Consider the following 19,131-nt stretch of genomic DNA (forward strand, 5'->3'; position numbering starts at 1 on the left):
GCTCATAACCTGAAGGTCACAGGTTCAAATCCTGTCCCCGCAACCAAGATCATGACAAACCCCGCTCGGCGATGCCGGCGGGGTTTGTCGCATTCAGGCCAGCGTGTAGCCGGGCTTCTTGAAGATCGTGTCCGTCTTGGCGACGATGTCGGGCTCGTAGACGGTGGCTATCCAGGCGCTCGGCTCCACGTCCTCGACGCCAACCGAGACCGAGCCTTCGGAGCAGCCGGTCGCGGTCATCACAGCCTTGGTGATCTCGTCGGTGATGCGCTGCTTCTGCTCGTCGCTCCGGCCGGAATAGAGCTTCACGATGACGTGTGGCATGGGGTCGGGTTCTCTCTTTCTTAGCGCCCGCCGTACTCGGCGTCGGTCACGGGATCGAGCCAGGTCACGGCGCTGCCGTCCTGCTTCTCCTGGATGGCGATGTGGCTCATGCCGGTGGCGGCGGTCGCGCCGTGCCAGTGCTTCTCGCCGGGCGGGAACCACACCACATCGCCGGGCCGTATCTCCTCGATCGGGCCACCCTCCCTCTGCGCCCAGCCCAGGCCGACCGTGACGATCAGGGTTTGGCCGAGGGGATGGGTGTGCCAGGCCGTCCGCGCGCCCGGCTCGAAGGTGACGTGGGCGCCGGTGACGCGCGCCGGATCCGGCGGGCCCATGAGCGGGTCGATCCGCACCCGGCCGGTGAAGTACTCCGCCGAGCCCGTCTGCGACGGACGGGACCCGCTCCTATGGATTTCCATGACAAACTCCCTCCTGGCGCGCCGCGTGGGACCGGACTGCCTTAGCCCAGGTCCCACCGGCGCCGCCAGGGAGGGGGAAAGATCAGCGTGCCGCCTCGCGGCCGACCCGGCTGTGGCGCCGGCCATAGCCGAAATAGATCGCGAGCCCGATCCCGAGCCAGACCACCAGGCGCAGCCAGGTCTCCCCGTCGAGGGAGAGCATCATCGCCAGACAGACCAGGATGCCGGCCACCGGTATCAGCGGCACCAGCGGCACGCGGTAGCCCCGCGGCTCGTCCGGGTGGGTGCGCCGCATAATGACGACGCCGGCGCAGACGATGATGAAGGCGAGCAGCGTGCCGATGCTGGTCATGTGACCCAGCGTGCTGATCGGAGTCAGACCGCCCAGGAGCGCCGCGAACACCATGAAGAACAGGTTCGAGCGGTACGGCGTGCGCCAGGTCGGGTGAATGGCCGCGAAGAATTTCGGCAGCAGCCGGTCGTTCGCCATGGAGAAGAAGACCCGCGACTGGCCGTAGAGCAGCACCAGCATCACGGTCGTGAAGCCCGCGATGACACCGAGCGTCACCAGGGTCTGGAGCCACGGGAACGGCGTCTGCTTGATGGCGGTGGCGACCGGGGCCGCGTCGCCCTTCATCGACGCGTAGGGAACGAGGCCGGTGAGCACCGCCGCGAAGGCGATGTAGAGCACCGTGCAGATCGCCAGCGAGCCGAGGATGCCGACCATCATCGTGCGCTGAGGGTTCTTCACCTCCTGCGCCGCCGTCGAGACCGCGTCGAAGCCGATATAGGCGAAGAACACTACGCCGGCCGCCCGCATGATGCCGCTCCAGCCGTACTCGCCGAAGGTGCCGGTATTCTCCGGGATGAACGGCACGTAGTTCTGCGCCTTGATGTAGAACAGGCCGACCCCGACCACGACCAGCACCACCGCGACCTTCACCACCACGATCACGCTGTTGACCCGGGTCGATTCACGCACGCCGCGCATCAGGAGCAGCGAAATCAGGCACAGGATCAGGACTGCCGGCAGGTTGACGAGGCCATGGACGCTCGAGCCGTCGGCCAGCTGCACCGTCTCGAACGGCGAGTGCAGGAGGCGCGGCGGCAGCGTGATCCCCCAATCCTGCAACAGGCTGGCGACGTATTTCGACCAGCTCACCGACACGGTGGCGGCGCCGACCGCGTATTCGAGCACCAGATCCCAGCCGATGATCCAGGCGACGAACTCGCCCATCGTCGCGTAGGCGTAGGTGTAGGCGCTGCCCGAGACCGGGATCATGCTGGCGAGCTCGCTGTAGCACATGCCTGCGAGCGCGCAGCCGATGGCCGCGATGGCGAAGGAGATGACGACCGCCGGCCCGGCATTCTCGGCCGCCGCGATGCCGGTGAGCGAGAACAGCCCGGCGCCGATGATCGCCCCGATGCCGAGCCCAACCAGGCTCCAGGGCCCCAGGGTGCGCTCGAGGGTGTGGCTGCCGCCCTCCGCATCCTCTCGGAGGCGATCGATCGGCTTCGTCCGCATCAGCCCGTCCGCTACGCTCTCCTGTGCCATCGTGCGTTCTCCGAGGGTCGTCAAGGACTAGAACGCAGCGTCATCGCCAAAGCTGCACCGTGATGATCGTCCTCTCTCGGAAGGGAGTTGCTGCACCGCAATCGTCTCGCCCGCGACGCATCGGCCGCTTGCCGAAGCGTCCCCCGCTTCAATAGTATTCGCCCGCAGACACAGGAGGAGCCCCCATGTGCCGGATCTTCGCCGAGCAGACGCCGGAGCGCTACGCCTATGAGACGCGTTCGCTGCGGATCGGCGGGCACTGCACCTCTCTGCGCCTTGAGACCGCGTTCTGGACCATCCTGGAGGAGATCGCCCGTCAGGAGGGGCTGAGCGTCGCGAAGTTCGCCACCAAGCTCCATGACGAGGTGCTGGAGCGGCACGGCGCGGTGCGCAACTTCGCCTCGCTCCTGCGCTGCTCCTGCCTGATCTACCTGTCCGGGGGCCACCGGGCGGCTGCGCCGGTGCTGATGGCGGCAGAGTAAGCCTATCTGGCATCCTCCAGGATCATCGCCGCGCCCTTCTCGGCCAGCATGATCGTCGGCGAGTTGGTGTTGCCCGAGGTGATGCGCGGCATCGCCGAGGCGTCCGCGACCCGCAGGCCCCGCACCCCGCGCACCCGCAGGCGCGCATCGAGCACCGCGCCGGCCTCGTGGTCGGCCCCCATCCGGGCGGTGCCGACGGGATGGAAGATCGTGGTGCCGAGATCGCCTGCGGCCTTGAGCAGGTCGGCGTCGCTCGCGATCGAGGGTCCCGGCAGGTGCTCCTCCGGCCGATAGCGGGCGAGTGGCGCCTGGGCGACGATGCGGCGGGTCAATTTCAGCGAATCGACCGCCACCCGGCGGTCCTCCTCGGTCGAGAGATAGTTCGGCCGGATCTCCGGCGGCGCCAGCGGGTCGGGGCTCGCCGCATGCACGCTGCCGCGGCTCGAGGGGCGCAGGTTGCACACGCTCGCCGTGAAGGCCCCGAACGGGTGCAGGCCCTCGCCCCACTTGTCGAGGGAGAGCGGCTGGAAGTGGTATTCGAGGTTCGCGGTGGCGTAATCGGGCGAGGAGCGGGTGAACACCCCGACTTGGCTCGGTGCCATGGTGAGCGGCCCGGTGCGGAACAGCGCGTATTCCACCCCCATCCAGCCGCGCTTGATCAGGTTGGCATAGGTGAGGTTGAGCGTCGGCACGCCCGTCACCTTGTAGACCGGCCGGATCTGCAGGTGGTCCTGCAGGTTCTCGCCGACGCCGGGGGCGTGATGCGCGACCTCGATCCCGAGGGCCTGGAGCCGCGCCCCGTCGCCGATCCCGGAGAGTTCGAGGAGTTTCGGCGTCGCGACGGCGCCGGCCGAGAGCACGACCTCGCCGTTCGCCCGCGCCAGGTAGCGCTGCCCGCCGCGGCCGAACACCACGCCGGCGGCGCGGCCGTCCTCGATCAGCACCCGCTCGACATGCACCCCGGTCTCGAGCCGCAGGTTGGGGCGGTTCAGGGCCGGCTTGAGGAAGCCGCGGGCCGCGCTCCAGCGCCGGCCGCGACGCTGGTTGACCTGGAAGTAGGACGAGCCCTCGTTATCGCCGGTATTGAAGTCCGGAATCTTGGGGATGCCGGCGGCCTCCGCGGCGTCGCGGATCGCGTCGAGGATCGCCCAGCGGATCCGCGGCGGCTCGACCCGCCACTCGCCGCCGGAGCGGTGGAAGCTGTTCGGCGGCGCGATGTGGTCCTCGTGCTTGAGGAAGTAGGGCAGCACGTCGTCCCAGCCCCAGCCCTCGAGGCCGAGCTGGCGCCAGCCGTCGTAATCGGCGGCCTGGCCGCGCATGTAGATCATCGCGTTGATGGCGGACGAGCCGCCGATGACCTTGCCGCGCGGGTAGGCCAGCTGGCGCCCGTTCAGCCCCGCCTCGGCCTGGGTGGTGAAGAGCCAGTCCGCCCGCTTGTTGCCGATCGCGAAGAGATAGCCGGCCGGGATGTGGAACCAGATCCAGTTGTCGCGCCCACCCGCCTCCAGCACCAGCACGCGCCGGCGCGGATCGGCCGAGAGGCGGTTGGCGAGCACGCAGCCCGCCGAGCCCGCCCCGACCACGATGTCGTCGTAGGTGCCGAAATCCTCGAAAGCCCCGCCGGCCGTGCTGCCCGCCATCGCGTTTCCCCGCCCTGATCTGTCGTTCCGGCGGGTTTAGCGCATTCCTCTGGCGACGGCGCAAGGGGTACCAGTTAAGCTCCGCCGAAACATCCGGGAGGGGACGATGGGGCGGACAATCGGAATCGCGGCGGGTCTCGCCGCCGGCCTGATGGCGGCGCCGGCGCTCGCCGGCGAGTGCGGTGCGCTCGCCGCCCTGAAGATCGAGGCGGTGAACCTCCACTCCGCCGCCGAGGTCCCGGCCTCGGGTGACCTGCCGGCCTATTGCCGGGTGCTCGGCACGGTGCGGCCGGCGATCAGCGTCGAGGTGCGGCTGCCGCTGCAGAACTGGAACGGCAAATATTACGGTACCGGCTGCGGCGGCTTCTGCGGCACCCTCAATGCGGACGCGCCCGGCTTCACCAACGCGATGAATTACGGCCTGCGCCGGGGCTACGCCGCCTCGACGATGGATTCGGGCCACTGGGGCACCGGCTCGGTCGACGGGCGCTGGGCCGTCGGCGACCTCGTCGCCCGGATGGATTGGGGCCAGCGCGCCGTGACCGAGACCGCCCGGGTCAGCAAGGCGCTGGTGCGGGCCTTCTACGACCGGCCGCAACACAAGTCCTACTTCGCCGGCTGCTCCACCGGCGGCCGCATGGCGGCGATGGAGGCGCTGAAATACCCGAAGGACTTCGACGGGATCATCAGCGGAGCGCCTGCCCTCGACTATACCGGCCTCGTCGCCACGACCTTCGCCTGGGTGACGAAGGCGAATACGGGCGCGGACGGCAAGCCGATCCTGACGACGCCGCGGGTCAAGCTCGTGGCGGATGCGGTGGCGGCGGCCTGCGGGGCGAAGGAGACCGGAGGCCTCGTCGCCGACCCGCGGCAATGCAGCTTCAAGCCGTCGTCGCTGCGCTGCTCCGGCGACACCTCCGACAAGTGCCTGAGCGAGGCCGAGATCGGGGTGCTGGAGAAGTGGTACGCCGGCCCGGCCGATACCGGCGGCCGGGCGCTCTATCCCGGCGGCATCCCGCTCGGCTCCGAGGCACATTGGCCGCGCTGGCTCACGGGCCTCGGCAACGCACCGGCGATCCTGCCGCTCTTCTCCGCCGACTTCCTGCGCTACATGGCGTTCTGGCCCTCGCCCGGGCCGGCCTACCGCGTCGCGGATTTCGATTTCTCCGCCGATCCGGCCCGGATGGCACCGCAGGCGCAGGTCTACAACGCCGCCACCTACGATCCCGTGGCCGCGACGGTGCGGCCGGCGGCCGATCTCGCACCCTTTCGCGATGCGGGCGGCAAGCTCCTGATCTATCACGGCTGGGGCGATCCGCTGGTCACGCCGTTCATGAGCGTCGCCTTCTACGAGGCGTTGGCCAAAGGAACCGATGGCAAAGGAGCCGGCGGACAGGGCCCGGGCGGCTTCGACGCCCTGGCCAAGACCGCGCGCCTGTTCATGGTGCCGGGCATGGACCATTGCGGCATCGGCACCGAGGGGCCGGGCATCAGCGACACCGGCATCGATCCGCTGACGGCGCTGGAACGCTGGGTCGAGGCCGGGGAGGCGCCGCGCGAGCTCGTCGCGACGAAGCGCGACGCCGGCGGGGCGGTGCTGTGGTCGCGGCCGGTCTGCGCCTACCCGCAGGTCCCCCGCCCCGACGGCGCCGGCCTCAGCTGTGCGGCGCCGTGAGGGCGACCTCGACCGCCCGGCCTCGGTCGGTCGGCCTAAGGCGACAGCCTCTCCACGGCGGCCGGAATTTTCCTATAGTGTAACGTGTTAGCAATTGTTCAGGGCCGCTTTCGTGGCATCTGTGCCGCAGGAGTGGCAGGCATGAGCGACGATGCACGACCCCGGGTCCTCTCGATCACCAGTGTCACCGCCGTCAGCACGATCGACGGCGGCGATACCCTGGCGGCCGAAGTGAGCGGGCCGGATGGCGGCACGGTGTTCCTGCTGATTCCCCTCGGGGCCGCCGGTGCCCTGATCACCCAGCTCACCGACGCCGCCGAGCGCGGGGCGCAGGAGCGGCGTCTCCACAGCCAGGGACGCCGCCCCGTCCCGGGAACGTAGGATCCGAGTCCTCCTGCTGAGCGCGATCGTTCGAATGCGAGTGGTCGGCTGAACCGATCGTTGCGGGAGACGGGCGGAGAACGGGCCTCCGGTCGCGGAGGTGCATCGTGTCGTTCAGGAATCGGCTCCGCTTCGAGCACCAGCTCGCCGCGCTGGTCGGCTTGCTCTGCCTTGCCCTGGTGGGGGCGACGGTGGGCGGCGCCGTCTGGCTCGAGCGGAGGAGCGCCATCCAGCTCGCCGAGGCGCGCCTCGCCCGCCTCGCCACCGGCATGGCCGAGACCCTCGACGTCACCTTGCGCGAGCGCTTCCGCGAGATCCAGGTCGTCGCCGGCCTCGAACCGCTGCGCGAGCGCTGGAGCAGCGACGCGACGATGGTCCGCGGCGTCCTCGCCGCCATGCGGACGACGGCGCCGGACTATGCCTGGCTCGGCTTCGTCTCGGCGGACGGCCGCATCCGGGTCGGCACGGACGGCCTGCTCGAAGGGATGGCGATGAACGGGAGAGCCTGGTTCGAGACCGGGCTCGCCAGGCCCAATGTCGGCGACGTGCACGAGGCGGTGCTGCTGAGCCGCCTCCTCGTCCGCGCCGAGCCCGAGCCCCTGCGCCTCGTCGACGTCGCGGCGCCGGTGCGCGATGCCGCGGGCGGCGTCATCGGGGTGCTCGCCGGCCACCTGAGCTGGGACTGGGCGATCCGGGCTCGGCGGCGCCTCCTCGACGAGGATCTGCCGGGCACCGACCTGTGGGTGCTCGACCGGCGCGGCCACGTGATCCTGGGGCCGCGCCTCGGCACGATGCCGTTCGGACCGGCCCGAATCGGCGCCATGGTCGAGCAGGGCAGCGGCCGCTTCACCGCCGCGCTCGGCACCGAGACGGTGCTCGCGGGCTTCGCCTCGGCGGCGACGGGCGAGCGGAGCGGGATCGCGGGCGGCGATCCCGGCCTCGGCTGGATCGTGGTGGCGACCCGGCCGGAGGCGCAGGCCCTCGCGCCGGTGCGGCGCTCGGTACAGGCGCTGCTCGCCCTCGGCGCCGCCGCGGCGGTGATCGGCATCGCGCTCGCCTGGTGCCTCGGTCGCCGGGCGGCGGCACCGCTCCGGCGGATGACCGCCGCAGCGGACCGGATCGGTCGCGAGGCCGAGGCGACCACGCTGCCGCGCCTCGATGGCGCCCGGGAATTCGTGGCCCTCTCGGCCGCCCTGCGCTCGCTGCTGCGGCGGATCGGCACCGTCGAGCGCGAGCTCAACGATGCCACGACCCGCTCGACCCGCGTCGCCGCCTTCTACCGGCGCCAGATCGAGGACCTGCGCCAGGTCGCCGGTACCGACGTGCTCACCGGGCTCCTCAACCGGCGCGGTTTCGCTGGGCCGGCGGAGGAGGCCTTCGCGCAGGCGAGGGGCGGCCGCTGCGGGGTCGCCGTGCTGGTCGTCGACATCGACCACTTCAAGCGCGTCAACGACCAACACGGACACGATGCCGGCGACGCGGTGATCCGCCATGTCGGTGCCCTGCTGGCGGAGACCGTGCGCGGCTCCGACACCGTCGCCCGCTTCGGCGGCGAGGAATTCGTGGTGCTGCTCCTCGGCCTTGGCGGGTCCGAGGCGGGGCTCATCGCCGAGCGACTCTGCGTCGCCGCGCGGGGCGCGGAGATCGCGCATGGCGGCCGCGCCATCGCCGTCACGGTCAGCATCGGGGTCGCGACGGTGTCGGCGCGCGACCCGGACATCCAGGCGGCGATCGCCCGCGCCGACGCGGCCCTCTACGAGGCCAAGGCGCGGGGCCGGGACCGGGTCAGCGTCGCGGTGGAGACCGAGGAGATCGAGCGGGCGGCGTGAGGGCCCCTCACCCTCGCTCGAGGCGCACGGATCGGCGGACGAAACCGAGGGCCGCGATCCCGTGCCCCCGTCTTCGGCGTTTCGGCGAGCTTAGCGATGCGACTGTCGCGCTGTCGAGAGGATCGACCGCCCGAGAGTCGCTTCCCGCACCGCATCCCGCCGTCGTCGGAGCGTTTCCGGCCCGGCGGAACCGGATTGCGTCAAGCTCCGTTAATGCCCCACGAGAGTATTCGTGGAGTCATGGAGGCGACGATGATGAAAGGTGGGCTGCTCTGGTTGATCGGCATACCGCTGCCGATCATCCTGATCCTGTTCTTCCTGGGCTACCTGCATTGATCATCTTGGCGGGACGCTACCGGGAGCGAACCGAGATCGGTGCGAAAGCCCGATAGGATCGGCTCACGCGGGCCAGTGGCCCCGCGTGAGCCTCATGACTTGAGCGCAGGGTCGTGCACCGCGACGAGGCGTCAGCGCCGCGAGGCGAGTTCGCCCATCCGGGCGGCACGGCCCTGCTCGACGTGCCAGCGCGCATCGGCTACCTGCCGGCGCAGGCTGTTGCGGCGCCAGAGATGGTACAGGCGCAAGAGGCGCGGGGCGGTGCCGGCCCGGACCTCGTGATGGCTCAGGCGGCGCAGCAGGCCCGGCAGGCAGGCGCCCGCCGCCTCGCCGGTGGCGATGTCGCCGAGGCGGACCTGGCGCCGCAATTCGGCCCGGTAATCCTCCACGCCCGATCCCCCCTCGTTCGTCCGTTTGAAGGAGACGCCGCTTCTCGTTCTGGCGAAAGCAGGATGGGAGGGTTGGCCGATGGTGGCAACGCGGCATCGTCGCCCGCCGGCAAAAGGCGTATCGCGCGCACAAAAAGAGGCCCTGCCGGCGGGAGCGAGCAGGGCGGTGAAGTCGACTTGGGGGCCTCAGCAACATCCCTGATGGTCGTCCACCCGGTCGAGACCGGGCCAACAGGGACGGTCGGGCAAGAATTGCCGCAACACTTGTGATGTTGCTGGTCTTTTTCAGCCCGTTCCATCACTTATGTGAAGATCCACCGCACGTGGAGTGCCGCCGGCGGTCATGTGCCGTGGGCACCGGCATAATCCGCGATCGAGACGAGGGACGGCACGTCGCGCAGGGTGATGGCGGTGGCGCGCTGCTCGATCAGGCCGTCCCGGCGCAACTGCTGCATCGTGCGGTTCATGTGCACGACGCTGAGGCCGAGGGCATCGGCCAGGACTTCCTGGGTGATCGGGAACGAGAAGCGGTTCTCCTGCACCCGGTCCACCGCCGCCAGCCGTTCGCGCAGCTCCAGCAGGAAATGCGCGACGCGCTCGTAGGCGGTCTGGCGTCCGAGGCGCACCACCTGGTTGACGAGCCAGATCTCCTCCATCTCCCGCGCCTGCCGCAGGGCCGCCGCCAAACCCGTCTCCCTGCCACCCGTCTCCCTGCCACCCGCCTCTCCGTTCCCCGTCTCTCCGCCGGCCTCGCGCCCGCCCGCGGCGGCGCGCAGGGCGCCCGCCTCGCAGATCTGGGCCGGCGTCAGGGTGGCGACGGAGCCGAAGGGCAGCGGGCGCCGGCGCGTTTCGAGGCCGATCAGGTCGCCGGGCAGCAGCACGACGACGATCTGGCGCCGGCCATCGGCGAGCAGCCGCTGGCGGCAGGCCCAGCCCTCCAGCAGCACCTGCGGCCGCGGCGCGGCCTCGCCGTCGCGCACCAGCTCGGTGCGGGCCGGCACCAGGACCGGGCGGGCGGTGACCTGGCGCAGCAGCGCCGCTTCCTCGGGCGCCAGCGGGGCGTAGCCGGAGAGGCGCCGCAGGGCCGCGTCCGGCGCGGCGGGAGAGCGGGCGAGGGATTCAACCGGCATCGTCAGCCTCCGCGAGCGCGTCTCCGGCCGGTGCCAGCGACCCCGAGCCCTGCAATCGCGAGCCTGCGGCCTGCAACCCGCTGCCCGGCGCCTGGACTGGCAGCTCGATGACGCAGCGCACCCCGCCCGGGCGGTATTCCAGGGCTGTCGTGGCGCCGAACTCGTAGACCAGGCCCTGCTCGATCAGCTCGCGCCCGAAGCCGCGGCGGGTCGGCGCGGTCGAGAGCAGGGTGACGCCGCTCTCCTGCCATTCGAGCCGCAGGCGGCGCTCCGGCCCGCCGCCATAGACGTGCCAGCCGATGGCGATCCGTCCGTCCGGCCGGGCGAGCGCCCCGTACTTGATGGCGTTGGTGGCGAGTTCGTGCAGCACTAGGCCGAGGGTCTCGGCGGTCTTCTGCGGTAGGCGCACCTCGGGGCCGGTGAGGGTCACTTGGCCGCCGTCCCGCACCGCGTGGGACAGGACCTCCTCGCCGATCAGCTCGGCGAGGTCGGTGGCGGCGTCGGGGCTGCGGGTCAGGATGTTCTGGGTGCGGGCGAGCGCTCCGAGCCGGCCGTCGAAATGCATCACGAAGTCGGCGAGCGAGGTCTGGCCCTCGGCGGTGCGGTTGGCCACCGAGCGCACCACCGCCAGGATGTTCTTCACCCGGTGCTGCAGCTCGGTGAGCAGCAGGCGCTGGCGGTCCTCGGCCATCCGCCGCTCGTGGCTGTCCGTGCAGGAGCCGAACCAGGTGACGGCGCCGCCATCCGGATCGGCCATCGGCTCGGCCCGGACGGTGAACCAGCGATAGGTGCCGGCGGCAGCCCGGATGCGGAACTCGTGCTCGAAGGTCTCGCGGTTCGCGACCGCCCGCCGCCAGCGGCGCTGGTTCTCCTCGACGTCCTCGGGATGCATCACCGTGAGCCAGCCGAGGCCGAGCGCCTTGCCGTCCTCCAGCCCCGTATGCTCGTAGAAGCGCGGATTGACGTAGATCCAGTTCAGCTCGGCATCGGCGGTGAACAGGAAGGCCGGGACGACGCGCTCCATCCGCCGGAAGCGCTCCTGGCTCTCGCGCAGGGCCCGCTCGGCCCGGGCGGTGGCGGTGATGTCCAGGAAGGTGATGACCACGCCGGCGATGAAGTTGTCGATCGAGCGGTAGGGCAGCACCCGGGCGAGGTAGCGCGCGCCGCTCTCCGGGCTGCCGACCTCGCGCTCGATGGTGCCGAGGGTGCGCAGCACCTTGCGCACGTCCTCGGGCAGCTCCGGATAGTTGATGCGCGCCGCGATATGGATGATCGGCCGCCCGAGATCGGAATCGATCAGGTGGAAGATATCGGTCACCGCCGGAGTAAAGTTCTTCACCCGGAACTCGTTGTCGAGGAACACCGTGGCGATCTGGGTGCTCTCGAGCAGGTTCTTGAGGTCGCTGTTGGCCCGGCCGAGGTCGTTGACACGATGGCCGAGCTCGCCGTTGACGGTCTGCAATTCCTCGTTGACGGATTGCAGCTCCTCCTTCGACGTTTCGAGCTCTTCGTTGGCGGATTGTAGCTCCTCGTTGATCGACTGATATTCCTCGTTGGAGGATTTCAGCTCCTCGTTGGTGCTCTCCAGCTCTTCGATCGTGGCCTGGAGGCGCTCGCGAGTGAGGCGCAGCTCGCTCTCGAGGCGCTGGACGTGCTCGTCGCGCAGGAAGGACGGGGCCGGCTCCTCGGTGCCGTCGCCGTCGAGCGTGTCGCCCTCCTGGAACAGGACGACGAAGCTCGGCGGGCCGTCGCCGCCGGGCACCGGCTCGATCACCAGGGTGACGAGGCGCCGCTCGCCGTCCGAGCCCATGGCGGTGCGCTCGGCCTTGACGGTGCGGTGCTCGGCCCCCGCCTTCAGCAGGGCGGCGCGCAGGTCGAGGCGCAGGTCGCGGTGGACGAGGTTGAGCAGGTTGAGGCTCGCCGCGCCCGTGGCCGGGTCGATGTATCGCCCGGTCCGGCCGGAGAAGTGCAGCACGTCGTAGGCCTCGTCGACCACCACGTAGGCCGGGGCGTAGCGCTCGGCCACCCGCTCGGCCCGGCGGGCGAGGCCACCCTCGATCGTGCGCGGCCGCAGGAGCCCGCCGCCTTCCTGGCGCCGGTCGGCCGTCACGGTCAGGGGGAATTCCGGCAGGACCCGGGTGGCGCTCTCGAGGCGGCGGAAGATGCGGTAGCGCCGGTCAACGGGGGCGAACAGCTTGGCATGCCGGGTGACGTTCTCGGAATTGCCCAGGAACAGGAACCCGCCCGGCCGCAGGGCGAAGTGGAACAGCGGGATCACCCGGTTCTGCAGGTCGCCGTTGAGGTAGATCAGCAGGTTGCGGCACGAGACGAGATCGAGGCGCGAGAACGGGGCGTCCTTGATCACGTTGTGCTGCGAGAAGATGCACATCTCCCGCAGCTCCTTGACGATGCAGTAGGTCGAGCCTTCCTTGACGAACCAGCGGGCGAGGCGGTCCGGCCGGATCTGGCGGGCGACCGCCTCGGTGTAGCGCCCGACCCGGGCGGTCGCCAGCGCCCGTCCGTCGATGTCCGTGGCGAAGATCTGCACCTGCGGCACCGTGTCGAGCTTGGCCATGTGCTCGCGCAGGAGGATGCCGATCGAGTAGGCCTCTTCGCCGGTGGCGCAACCGAGTACCCAGATCCGCACCTGATCGCCCGAGCCCTTGCCGGCGAACAGTCGCGGGACGACCTCGGCTTCGAGCAGCTCGAACTCGCGATGATCGCGGAAGAACTGCGTCACCCCGATCAACAGGTCGTTGAACAGGTTCTGCACTTCGTCCGGGTCGGCTCGCAGGTGCTCGACGTAAGCTTCGATCGTCTCGACCTGCACCACCTGCATCCGGCGATGGACGCGGCGCAGGAAGGTGTTCTGCTTGTAGCCGTGGAAGTCGTGCCCGGTCTTGTTGCGCAGGATGGTGGCGATGCGGATCAGGGAATCGCTCGCGGCCTCGGCCTCCGCCGGCCGGGCCTCGGCGCCGCGGCGCAGGTGGCGGGCGTAGGACAGGATCCGGTCCGGCATCTGCTCGGGGAGCACGACGTGGTCGGCGAGGGAGGCGGCGGTGCTGCCCGAGTGTGCCTCCTCGCCGTGCGGCTCGGCCAGGGTCAGGCCGCCCGCCGCCTTGATGGCCGTGACGCCGAGCGTCCCGTCGCTGCCGGTGCCGGCGAGCACCACCGCCACGGCATTCGCGCCCTGATCCTCGCCCAACGCGACGAGGAAGGTGTCGAGGCCACCCCGCCCGCCCGGATCGTCCGTCTCCGCCTCGAGGCGGAACCGTCCCTGCGCCAGGGTGGCGGTGCCGCCCTCGGGCAGCAGGTAGAGGTGCCCGGCCGCGACCGGGGCGCCCTCCTCGACCGGAGCCTGCGGCAAGGCGAGCGCCCGCGCCAGCACCGTGCGCCAGCGCGCCTCGTCGATCACCTCGCGTTGCTGAAGCGCCACCACGACGGCGACGCCCGGCATCTCCGGCGCATGGGCGAGGAAGCGCTCCAGGGAATCGATGGCGGTCCCCGACGCGCCGACGCCGATCACCACCGGCCGCTCCGGCGACCGGCTGCCCGCGCCATCGGTGCCCGGTTCCGCACGGGTCTTTCTCGCCAAGGGTCGCCGCCTCCGGTGCGCGATGCTGGATGAGGGTCGCAATCCACCACCTGCGAGCATACGCGCCCGGCGAAGCGCTGTCAGGCCGAGCGGCGATGATCCCGGGTTTTCCTTCGGATTCCGGCTCCGCAGCCTCGCATCCACCTCGGGCGCCCCGGGCCGACACAGGTTCAGCCGCCGAGGTGAGGCCGCCCGGTGCCTCAGCGGCCGCGCGATCCGGGCCGGCCGCCGATCCGGCGCTCGTAGTGCTTGGCGACCCGCAGGTGGCGCGAGATCGCGTAGTTCATCGCCGTAAGGAAGCCGTAGGCGCCGCGCACGCAGTGGCGCCGGCCGATATAGGCCTTGAGGAAGTTGCCCGGCAGCTCGACGAACAGGCGCCAGGTCGGGATCCTGACGCCCCGGGCCTCGAGGTCGTCGGCCTGCTGGTCGGAGTAGCGGTTGAGCTTGTCGAGCTGGTCGCCGAGCGAGCGGACCGAGAAGTGGTGGATCACCGCCCGCAGGCGCCCGACCGTGACGCCCGGTCCGAGATCGACCCGGTCGTGCACCGGCGAGGGCGAGTAGCGGCCGCGGTCGCGCCGGTAGAGCCGCACCGGCCACAGCGTGTAGGCGAGGCGATGCGGCCGCGTCTCGCCGGGAAATACCTCGGCGATGCCGATGGCGTAGGCCGGGTGCGACGGCTCGCCGGCCGAGAACAGCCGGCGGATCTCGGCGGAGAGCTCCGGCGGCACCACCTCGTCGGCGTCGAGGTTCAGCATCCAGACGTGCCGGCACTGCTCCTCGGCGAAGCGCTTCTGCGGCCCGTAGCCGGGCCAGCCCCGCTCGATCACCCGCGCGCCGAAGGACGCGGCGAGCTCCCGCGTGCCGTCGGTGGAGCCGGAATCGACCACGATCAGGTCGTCGGTGAGATCGCGCACCGCCGCCAGGGTGGCGCCGATCCGGTCGGCCTCGTTGTGGGCGATGAGGAAGATCGAGAGGGGGAGGGGGGCGACCATGGACCGAGACGGAAGATCCCGGCCCGCTCGAGGAAGCGCCGGGGAATGTCGAGGCAGCCTCTAGAGCATCTTGTCGGAGTTCTGGAAACCGGCCCGGGCCGGGGAAGCCCGTCGGCGCTCGGGAGCGTGCCCTCACGGCAACGGCCGTCCGCAGAAGGACGGCCCTGCCCCGCCGCCCCATTGGCGCCGCATCGGTTTGGCTCATCTTTAAGAAGTGCCCGGGAGGATCGGGCGCGAGGAATCGCCGTCTGCCGCAGGGTTCTCGCGGAGCGGCGGGCGGGGAGCGGTCATTGGTGATGGGGGTTCTCGTGCGGAGTCGGTGCCTGGGCATCCTCCTGGTCGCGGCCGGGCTCGGCGCCTGCGCGGGCACGCCGAAGGGCGTGCTGGCGCCGGTGGCCGCCACGGCGCCCGGGGCCTCGACGGTCGACATGCTGGTGGCGACCACGCGCAAGACCGCCGCCAATCCGGGCGAGATGTATTCGGGCGATCGCGGGCCGGCCCTGTCCTACGCCGACATCACGGTCTCGATCCCGCCGGATGCGGTGCGCCAGCCCGGCACGGTGCAGTGGCCGAAGGAACTGCCCGGCAATCCCGCCACCGATTTCGTGACCCTCAAGGCCGAGACCCTGGATCGGCCGGAGGCGGCCGCGCGCCTGCAGCGCACCGCGCGCACGGGCAAGCGCCACGTGCTGGTCTTCGTCCACGGTTTCAACAACCGCTTCGAGGACGCGGTCTACCGCTTCGCCCAGATCGTGCACGACACCAAAGCGGACGTGGTACCGGTACTGTTCACCTGGCCGTCGCGCGGCAGCGTGCTCGCCTACGGCTACGACCGGGAGAGCACCAACTACTCGCGCAACGCCCTCGAGGGCGTGCTGCGGCGCCTCGCCCGGAACCCGGAGGTGGCCGAGATCACGGTGCTCGCCCACTCGATGGGCAACTGGCTGGTCCTCGAATCCCTGCGCCAGATGGCGATCCGCGACGGGCGCGTCGCCCAGAAGATCCGCGACGTGGTGCTGGCCGCCCCCGACGTCGACGTCGACCTCGCCCGCGAGGCGTTTCGCGATATGGGCCCGACCCGGCCGCGCCTGAGCCTGTTCGTGTCGCAGGACGACAACGCGCTCGCGGTGTCGCGCCTGGTCTGGGGCAATTCCGGCGCGCGGCTTGGCGCCATCGACCCGTCGACCGAGCCCTACCGCACCGAGCTCGCCCGCGAGAACATCGCGGTGCTGAACCTCACCACCCTGAAGGGGAGCGACGCCCTCAACCACGGCAAGTTCGCCGGCAGCCCGCAGCTCGTGGCGCTGCTCGGCAACCGCCTGGCGCAAGGCCAGACCATCACGGATTCCCGCGTCGGCTTGAGCGACCGCATCGTCCAGATGACCGCGGGCGCCGCCGCCACCGTCGGCACCGCCGCCGGCCTCGCGGTCTCGGCGCCGGTCGCGGTGATCGACGCCCAGAGCCGCGAGACCTACGGCGAGCACCTGCGCAACCTCGGCCAGGGTCTCGGCGACACGGCGGAGGGGGCGGTGGACCTCGCCACCGCGCCGGCGCGGGCGCTCGGGGGGCAGTGAGGGGTCAGCCGACGGCGGACGCCGCCCTGCGCCAGGAGCCGTGGGCGACCTCGCCGTCCCGCTCGGCCGCCGCGAGGGCCCGAAGCAGGCCGTCGCGGTCGAGGGGAACGCAATAGGCGGGCTTCGCCCGCTCGAAGCGCCAGCTCTCCGCAAGGCTCCCGGCATCGACCGGATCGAAGCCGAACTGGTCGATCAGCTCCGCCGCGACCGCCTTGGCGGCGGGATCGTCGCCGGCGAGCGGCAGGGCCCGCCGCCCCGGCATTCCCACGGGCTTTCCGTCCTTCTCCAGGTCCTCCGCCCTGATGGCGTTGAACGCCTTGACGATCCGGGCCGCCGGAAGATGATCGGCCAGAAGCCCGCTCGTCGTTGCCTGTCTTGCATCGAGCGCCGCGATGGGCCCGTCCCGCTCGGGATAGTAGTTCATGGCGTCGAGGACGATCGTGCCGGCCAACTCCGCCTCCGGCAGGGCCCGGTAGGCGTGGAGCGGGATCGCCACCACCACGACCTCGCCGAACGCCGCCGCCTCCGCCGCCGTCCCGGTGCGGCAGCCGAGATCGACACCCAGGCTGAACAGGCTCCGCGTCCCGCGGGAATTGGCCACCATGACCGCGTGCCCCCGGTCGACGGCGTGGCGGGCGACAGCCCGGCCGACGTACCCGGCCCCGATGATTCCGATCCGCATGACGTCTCTCCTCGCGCTGTCGGCGATGCGTCTTGCGTAACTGGGCGACGTCTGACGATAAATCGCACTTCCGGCGTGGCATTCCCAACCACCAGGAGGCAATGGTGGATCGGCTCACCAGCATGGCGGTGTTCGTCGCTGCTGCGGATCTCGGCTCCTTCGCGGCCGCGGCGATCGCCCTCGGGATGTCGCCCCAGATGGTGGCCAAGCACGTGGCGTCCCTGGAGAGCCGGCTCGGCACGCGGCTCATCAACCGCACCACCCGCCGCCAGAGCCTGACCGAGTTCGGTCGCGCCTATCACGAGCGCTGCCGGCTGGTTCTCGCGGAGGCCGAGGCGGCCGACGCGCTCGCCGAGGCGGTCCGGGCCCATCCTCGGGGCACGCTGCGGATCAACGCACCGGTGACCTTCGGCAGCCACAGCCTGGTGCCGCTTCTGACCCGCTACCTGCGGGAGTGTCCGGAGGTGGAGGTGGATCTCAGCCTCACCGATCGCATGGTCGATCCCGTCGAGGAGGGGTTCGAGGCGGTGATCCGCTTGGGGCCGCTCGTCGAGTCGAGCCTGGTCGCGCGCCCTCTCGCACCCTACCGGCTGGTCGCCTGTGCGGCGCCGGCCTACCTCGCGGCGCACGGCGTGCCGGACTCACCCGACGCCCTTGCCGGGCACCAATGTCTCGACTTCTCCCATTGGCCGCGCGGCCGCGAGTCGCTGTGGCGCTTCAGCCGGGCGGGGACCACTGTCGAGGCGCCCGCGGCCGGGCGGTTGCGCATCAACGACTTTCGCGCCCTGCTCGAAGCCGCCCTCGATGGGTTCGGGATCGTGCTCGGCGTCGAGACCGCCCTGCGCGACGACCTCGCCGCCGGCCGTCTCGTCCAGATCCTGCCGGACTGGGACGCACCGTCGCGACCGATGCATCTCCTGACGATGCGCGACCGGCGCCCGACCGCCAAGCTGCGCCGCTTCGTCGATCTGATACTGAGTGAATTCGGTCCGGACGGGTCGGCGGTCCGCGCGGTGGCGCGGGATCGTGGACCCGCATAGGGTGCCGCCGAAGAACACCGCCCCGTTTCGCACCGGCGCCGGAGCGCGGATGCGCGGGATATACCGAGGAAACAACCATGCACCCCATCACGCGCCGCAGCCTGCTCGCCGGCGCTGCCGCCGCGATCCTTCCCGCCCCGTGGGTCCGGGCGCAGGCGGGACCGCTCCGGCTCAAATGCGGCGTGGTCACGCCCGACACCCACCCGGCGACGATCCGCCTGCGCGAGGCGGCAGAGCGGGTCGCCACGGAGACGAACGGGGCGGTCGAGGTCGCGGTCTTCCCCAACGGCCAGCTCGGCTCGGATTCCGACATGCTGAGCCAGCTGCGCTCGGGCGCGCTCGAGATGTTCGCGCAGTCGTCCTCGAATCTGGCGACGCTGGTGCCGCGCGCCTCGCTCATCAACATCGCCTTCGCGTGGAGCGGCTACGACAAGGTCTGGCCGGCGGTCGACGGTGAGCTCGGCGCCTATATCCGATCCGAGATCACGAAGGCCGGCCTCGTCCCGTTCGAGCGGATGTGGGACAATGGGTTCCGCCAGACCACGACCAGCACCCGCCCGATCACGAGCCCGGCCGATTTCGACGGCCTGAAGCTCCGGGTGCCGAACAGCGCCCTGTTCACCTCCGCCTTCCGGGCGCTCGGCGCCGCACCGGTGGCGCTCAACTTCTCGGAGGCCTACTCGGCCCTGCAGACGAAGGTGGTGGACGGCCAGGAGAACCCGCTCGCCATCATCACGAGCTTCAAGCTCGCCGAGGTGCAGAAGTACCTCTCCTTCACCAACCACATCTGGGACGGGTTCTGGCTGATGTCCGGCCATCGGACCTGGTCGCGCCTGCCCGAGGACGCGAAGGCGGTGCCCGCCCGCCACTTCAACCAGGCCGCCCTCGACCAGCGCCGGGACATCGAGAGCCAGGGCGTGGCGATGCGCGAGGCGCTGGGGAAGGCCGGCTTCGCGATCAACGACGCGCCGGCCGCGCCCTTCCAGGACCGTCTGCGCAAGGCGGGCTTCTACACCGAGTGGAAGGGCAAGTACGGGGCCGAGGCCTGGAGCCACCTGGAGAAGTTCGCTGGGGCGGTGTCGTAGCCG

Annotated in this window: 17 protein-coding genes; 8 read left to right on the top strand and 9 right to left on the bottom strand. The window is 70.9% G+C overall.

What is annotated here, in order from left to right; all coding sequences use genetic code 11:
* Positions 1 to 93 precede the first annotated feature (93 nt).
* The 3 genes from MFF64_RS16660 to MFF64_RS16670 all read right to left on the bottom strand — a co-directional run bounded on the left by MFF64_RS16660 (position 94) and on the right by MFF64_RS16670 (position 2,298).
* The gene (locus MFF64_RS16660) at positions 94 to 324 is read right to left on the bottom strand and encodes a tautomerase family protein (RefSeq protein WP_238191601.1); all 231 of its coding nucleotides are present in this window, start codon (positions 322 to 324) and stop codon (positions 94 to 96) included.
* Between the two features lie 20 nt (positions 325 to 344).
* Positions 345 to 743 carry a (R)-mandelonitrile lyase gene (locus tag MFF64_RS16665; protein ID WP_238191603.1) on the bottom strand — a complete coding sequence of 133 codons (399 nt, stop codon included), beginning with the start codon at positions 741 to 743 and terminating at the stop codon, positions 345 to 347.
* 82 nt (positions 744 to 825) lie between these two features.
* Positions 826 to 2,298 carry an amino acid permease gene (locus MFF64_RS16670; RefSeq protein ID WP_099906216.1) on the bottom strand — a complete coding sequence of 491 codons (1,473 nt, stop codon included), beginning with the start codon at positions 2,296 to 2,298 and terminating at the stop codon, positions 826 to 828.
* Positions 2,299 to 2,483: 185 nt separating this feature from the next.
* Between MFF64_RS16670 and MFF64_RS16675 the strand changes: the two genes are divergently transcribed.
* On the top strand, positions 2,484 to 2,780 hold the full coding sequence (locus MFF64_RS16675) for a ribbon-helix-helix domain-containing protein (RefSeq protein WP_099906218.1): 297 nt from the start codon (positions 2,484 to 2,486) through the stop codon (positions 2,778 to 2,780).
* 2 nt (positions 2,781 to 2,782) lie between these two features.
* Here MFF64_RS16675 and MFF64_RS16680 read toward each other — a convergent pair whose 3' ends face one another.
* Entirely contained in the window at positions 2,783 to 4,420 is a 1,638-nt protein-coding gene (locus MFF64_RS16680) for a GMC family oxidoreductase (RefSeq protein WP_099906220.1), read from the bottom strand.
* A 106-nt stretch (positions 4,421 to 4,526) separates the two neighbouring features.
* On the opposite strand from MFF64_RS16680, the gene MFF64_RS16685 reads away from it, so the two are divergent.
* The 4 genes from MFF64_RS16685 to MFF64_RS16700 all read left to right on the top strand — a co-directional run bounded on the left by MFF64_RS16685 (position 4,527) and on the right by MFF64_RS16700 (position 8,641).
* Positions 4,527 to 6,095: a tannase/feruloyl esterase family alpha/beta hydrolase gene (locus MFF64_RS16685; RefSeq protein ID WP_099906222.1), complete on the top strand. Its 1,569-nt coding sequence runs from the start codon at positions 4,527 to 4,529 to the stop codon at positions 6,093 to 6,095.
* A 141-nt stretch (positions 6,096 to 6,236) separates the two neighbouring features.
* Positions 6,237 to 6,476, top strand: coding sequence for a hypothetical protein (locus MFF64_RS16690; protein WP_099906224.1), 240 nt, complete (start codon positions 6,237 to 6,239; stop codon positions 6,474 to 6,476).
* Between the two features lie 107 nt (positions 6,477 to 6,583).
* Entirely contained in the window at positions 6,584 to 8,305 is a 1,722-nt protein-coding gene (locus tag MFF64_RS16695) for a sensor domain-containing diguanylate cyclase (protein WP_238191605.1), read from the top strand.
* Between the two features lie 96 nt (positions 8,306 to 8,401).
* A complete protein-coding gene (locus tag MFF64_RS16700) occupies positions 8,402 to 8,641 on the top strand; it encodes a hypothetical protein (protein ID WP_238191607.1) in 240 nt (79 codons plus the stop codon).
* Positions 8,642 to 8,772: 131 nt separating this feature from the next.
* Here the strand turns inward: MFF64_RS16700 and MFF64_RS16705 are convergent, their stop codons facing one another.
* The 4 genes from MFF64_RS16705 to MFF64_RS16720 form a co-directional block, all read right to left on the bottom strand.
* Positions 8,773 to 9,030, bottom strand: a complete 258-nt coding sequence (locus tag MFF64_RS16705) for a hypothetical protein (RefSeq protein ID WP_099904131.1) — start codon at positions 9,028 to 9,030, stop codon at positions 8,773 to 8,775.
* Positions 9,031 to 9,371: 341 nt separating this feature from the next.
* Positions 9,372 to 10,160: a Crp/Fnr family transcriptional regulator gene (locus tag MFF64_RS16710; protein ID WP_099904129.1), complete on the bottom strand. Its 789-nt coding sequence runs from the start codon at positions 10,158 to 10,160 to the stop codon at positions 9,372 to 9,374.
* Entirely contained in the window at positions 10,150 to 13,755 is a 3,606-nt protein-coding gene (locus tag MFF64_RS16715) for a CheR family methyltransferase (RefSeq protein ID WP_438823080.1), read from the bottom strand. The genes MFF64_RS16710 and MFF64_RS16715 overlap by 11 nt, the downstream gene beginning before the upstream one ends.
* 200 nt (positions 13,756 to 13,955) lie before the next feature.
* Positions 13,956 to 14,747 (bottom strand): glycosyltransferase family 2 protein, encoded by a 792-nt coding sequence (locus tag MFF64_RS16720; RefSeq protein WP_099904871.1) that lies wholly within the window; start codon positions 14,745 to 14,747, stop codon positions 13,956 to 13,958.
* 296 nt (positions 14,748 to 15,043) lie between these two features.
* Between MFF64_RS16720 and MFF64_RS16725 the strand changes: the two genes are divergently transcribed.
* Positions 15,044 to 16,321 (top strand): alpha/beta hydrolase, encoded by a 1,278-nt coding sequence (locus MFF64_RS16725; protein ID WP_099904869.1) that lies wholly within the window; start codon positions 15,044 to 15,046, stop codon positions 16,319 to 16,321.
* Between the two features lie 4 nt (positions 16,322 to 16,325).
* Here MFF64_RS16725 and MFF64_RS16730 read toward each other — a convergent pair whose 3' ends face one another.
* Positions 16,326 to 17,003, bottom strand: a complete 678-nt coding sequence (locus MFF64_RS16730; protein WP_099904867.1) for an NADPH-dependent F420 reductase — start codon at positions 17,001 to 17,003, stop codon at positions 16,326 to 16,328.
* Between the two features lie 104 nt (positions 17,004 to 17,107).
* Here MFF64_RS16730 and MFF64_RS16735 point away from each other — a divergent pair, with 104 nt between their 5' ends.
* Together MFF64_RS16735 and MFF64_RS16740 are read left to right on the top strand one after the other, a co-directional pair.
* Complete coding sequence (locus MFF64_RS16735; protein WP_238191609.1) at positions 17,108 to 18,043, top strand: LysR family transcriptional regulator; 936 nt, start codon at positions 17,108 to 17,110, stop codon at positions 18,041 to 18,043.
* A gap of 77 nt (positions 18,044 to 18,120) precedes the next feature.
* On the top strand, positions 18,121 to 19,128 hold the full coding sequence (locus tag MFF64_RS16740) for a TRAP transporter substrate-binding protein (protein WP_099901840.1): 1,008 nt from the start codon (positions 18,121 to 18,123) through the stop codon (positions 19,126 to 19,128).
* Positions 19,129 to 19,131: the final 3 nt, after the last annotated feature.

This window comes from Methylobacterium frigidaeris, assembly GCF_022179185.1.
Taxonomy (GTDB): Bacteria; Pseudomonadota; Alphaproteobacteria; order Rhizobiales; family Beijerinckiaceae; genus Methylobacterium; species Methylobacterium frigidaeris.